Here is a 3372-nt window from a genome sequence, read left to right as displayed (position 1 = left end):
ACGCGAACGTGCTGCTTAGCCGCAGCCAGGACGCCGAAAACAAGCTGGCGACAGCTCGAACCATCGCCGACGAAGCGAACCGTGAATACAACCGGCTGCCAAACGTCACCGAAGCACACCGTGCCCGCCAATCAGCACACACCGCCCGCCAGGAAGCCGAACTCGCACACGCACTCGCAATAGACGCCCGAGCCGAGTTCGATCGATGCGACCACACCGCCCGCTCAGCCTTCGCTCACCTCAACAAAGTCGCACGGGCTCGCGGACGCCTACTACCCACCGACCAAGACGCGATCGTCGGCCTCCGCCGTCGCCTCACCACAATGCGAGACGACATCGGTGGCTGGGCAGGCGCCGTTACGAGAACTCACACCTTGACCGAGTTCGCAGAACATCAACGCGCCGTGACCGAGCGAGCCGAAGATCACCACCGCGAAGCACAGGAACACGCCAAACAAACCAAGGCGAAAGCCCAGCAGGCACAACATCGATACAGCGAAGAGGTTCGCCTGCATGAGCGCCCATACCGAGAACTGCTCAGCGAGCTCGAACAACAGCGAAACAAGCACAATGGAATTCAAGAGCAAATAACGAGAGAGGAGCAATCAGCCCGATCTGCCGAACTCGCCGCAGTTCAAACACGGGCCAGCCTCGCCCGCGCAGAAGAACTTCTTCACGAAGCCGACCAGCATACAACGGCGTCCCTGGCGGACATGCAACTTCTGTTCGACCAGGGACTTGTGATCGAACTAGAGCAAGACGCCGAGCTAGCTCGACCGGAAACAGTCCCCGAGGGGATCGAAACCGCATACCGCCTTGCCGGAACCCGAGATGCCAAGAACCGCAGCGACATCGATGTTCGACGCGAGGCCGTCGACCGAGCATTGCGCGAACTCGACCCCAGGGTACGACGAGTCCGTGACCAACTCATCCGACTAGGCCGACATCTACAGCTGGAAGACATACCAGGCGGCTGGAAACGGATTACAATCACAGAACAGAGCACCTCCTCGACTGACGTTGCGCTGTCCGGAACCAACACCAAGTCACTCAGGGTCGCACTGAAGGAGCTCGAAAGGTCCACCCGAACTCTAGAATCCGACTTCAACGAGCAGGTCCGCACCGAGATCAAAGGCGCGGTCTTCACCGAACTGCGGAAACACATCAGCATACGCATCGACCTCGCAGAACAGATCGTCGAGGACATCCGAGCCACTCTTGCTTCGGTTCGAACGGGAGTCGCTCGCGTCGGAGTAAGGCTCTCCTGGAATCCACGCAAAAAGGATCCCATCGCCCAAGAGGCGATCTCGCTCATTCGTAAATCAGACCGAGCAGGCGCCTTTGACCGCATGTACGAATTTTTCGTACGACAATTCGTTGAACCTAGCAGTCCAGGATCAGAATCCGACGCATCAAGCTGGATGGAACACGTTTACCAAGTCTTCGACTACAGAAACTGGTATGACTGGGAAATCCACCTAACGCACGCCGATTTCGCCGACACCGAGGACAGTGAGCCCGTCTTCCGCGCCGTCACAGCGCATCGAAACCCACTCGACGTGCTGTCCGCAGGCGAGAAACGCCTGGCAACCATGCTTCCACTGCTGGCCGCCATTCGCGCATTCTACTCAGTCAAGGAATACAGTGGACCGCGAATGATCTTCATCGACGAACTGAACGCGGCATTCGACACGGCAAATCTCCGCATGGTCCTCGCATTGCTCCGCACCTGGGACTTCGACGTACTGGCCACACTCCCCTCAACCAGTCCGCTTCTTGTCGCTGAGACAGGATCAATCGCCATTCACGAAATCATGGCGCAACAGGAAGGCGTGCGGTTCAGCATCCCGTGCATTTGGGATGGCACGGGACAACCAACAACCGCCCGCATCGCTGTTGCACACGCACAACCAGCGAACATCGCCCCATCTGACAATGCGCAAAACAGAGCGCAACTCGACCACCCACAGGCTGACTCGTGATCGACACCGACGCAACGGACCCCGACGTCAAGCCGCTCTGGGACGCAGTCGCGTCTCGACTGGCCAACGGCGCCGCGCCCACAAGCATTCGCGTAGTAAAAGCTGAACTATCGCGCGCCGGCCGCGCATTGATCACAGGCTGGCTGGCTCAGAACGAGCCCGCGACCCGACGGCGACGGCAACTCGACATCGTCGACGGCAAGACTGTCATCCCGCTGCCGCGCGTGCTCGAAGCGCTCGGTCTCGTCGCCGAGGACCTACCTTCCGTGGTGCCGCAACTAGCGGGATCATTTCCCGACCTTGCAGGTGAGCGGCTGCGAGCGGCCCGATTGCGGAACGACCTGTGGAACCACGCCGAAACCGTCCTTGTCGACGCACCGCGTCTGCTGGCACGGCTCCGCGCCGCGGGCGTCAAGGACGAAAAGGCAGACGACCTCCGGTCGTTGATCAATGCGCTAGCGCGGGCGCGTGCGCTGCTGCCCCTGAAACGCCCCGTCCCGCTCGCCCGGCTGGCACTTGCCTGTGCGGGGAACCCGCACTTCTTCGACCTCACCGAGGAATGCCACGGCGCCAAGCTGGTCCTGCTCGCCGTGGACCTCCTCAAGGCCACGCAGCCCGACACCCCCGCAGCCGCGCGAGCCATGCTTGCGCGCGTTGGCGTTTTCGCGGACCGACTGTCTCAAACCGTGCTCACACTCAACGTCGATGCCGTCGGTGACGGACCAGTTGATCGCGCACTACGGCTTGCATGCGCGGACCGCCGACCACTCCACCTCACCCTGTACGACCTGACATGCACCCCGCCAACCCTCGCGACGGACCGACCGTGGCTCGTCGTGGAGAACCAGTCCGTGGTCGACGAGGCACTCATCCGACAAGCAACAACACCAATCGTGTGCACCGCAGGCTCACTTAGCGCGGTTGATCACGTCATCCTCGGCATCGCGCAGGACGCCGGGGTTTCGATCCGATACGCTGGCGACCTCGACGTCTCAGGTCACGCCATCGCCGAAACAGTCAGAAGTCGTTATGGAGGTCAAGTGGTCCACATGGACGAAAGGACAGCCCAAGCCGCCGAAGCCGCAGGGCCACTTGCAAACCAACCTCCTGCAGTCCCATTGCTTGACGGGCCGTCTCGCGTACCGCTTCACGGAGACCACAATCCGCCAATTCCCAGCACAAATACCGATACAGACCAAGGCAAGTATGCCGTCTTTCAGGAGCACTCTGTTGTCCTTGAGCGACTCCTTGGCGCGGACTCCACGGATCCACTTCGACTACCGCTGGCTGCCCCTCGTCGCTGAACTGCCCGGCGCACGGCGTCGGTCCCTGGACGCGGCGAATTCCGGGGCGGCCCGGCCGTCAACGTGGCAAGTGTGCTCAGCCGGTG

2 protein-coding genes are annotated in these 3372 nt (G+C 61.2%); both read left to right on the top strand.

The window, feature by feature from the left end; genetic code table 11:
- Nucleotides 1-1982 (top strand): SbcC/MukB-like Walker B domain-containing protein (locus H5411_RS46035; RefSeq protein ID WP_220818368.1); only part of this gene is annotated, 1982 nt, incomplete at its 5' end.
- Nucleotides 1979-3286: a DUF2399 domain-containing protein gene (locus tag H5411_RS46030; protein WP_220818367.1), complete on the top strand. Its 1308-nt coding sequence runs from the start codon at nucleotides 1979-1981 to the stop codon at nucleotides 3284-3286. The genes H5411_RS46035 and H5411_RS46030, both read left to right, overlap by 4 nt.
- Nucleotides 3287-3372 lie beyond the last annotated feature (86 nt).

Source organism: Amycolatopsis echigonensis, from assembly GCF_014174495.1.
In the GTDB taxonomy this organism is placed as follows: Bacteria; Actinomycetota; Actinomycetes; order Mycobacteriales; family Pseudonocardiaceae; genus Amycolatopsis; species Amycolatopsis echigonensis.
Note: the sequence above shows the minus strand (reverse complement) of the source record. Positions and strands in the feature narration are given on the sequence as shown.